The sequence below is a fragment of the Paracoccus wurundjeri genome (genome assembly GCF_030678915.1).
Taxonomy (GTDB): domain Bacteria; phylum Pseudomonadota; class Alphaproteobacteria; order Rhodobacterales; family Rhodobacteraceae; genus Paracoccus; species Paracoccus onubensis_A.
The window spans coordinates 1-221 of the sequence record NZ_JAUUTZ010000071.1 but is presented as its reverse complement, the minus strand read 5'-3'; the positions used below and the strand labels follow the sequence as shown (position 1 = coordinate 221).

General features: G+C 62.9%; 1 protein-coding gene. It reads left to right on the top strand.

The genetic code is table 11. The features are described 5' to 3' along the window. Positions 1-99: 99 nt before the first annotated feature. Positions 100-221: transposase (locus Q0601_RS24655; RefSeq protein ID WP_370656189.1), on the top strand; the 122-nt coding region annotated here is incomplete at its 3' end.

Genomic DNA, 221 nt, shown 5'->3' with positions numbered 1-221 from the left:
TTTCCCTGCCCGGGACCAGGGCGATAGCCAAACGTGGCGCACATACCGCGGATCAGGTTGTCGAGCCGGACGCGTGCTTCGACAAGATGAGCACGTGCGGTGATGACGCTAGTCGATGAGGCCGGGCGCTTCCGACAATCACGAAATGCAGGGGCGTATTTCGGCCTGGTGCCCCGACGTCATCAGTCGGGTGAGGTCGACTGGACCGGCGGGATCACCAA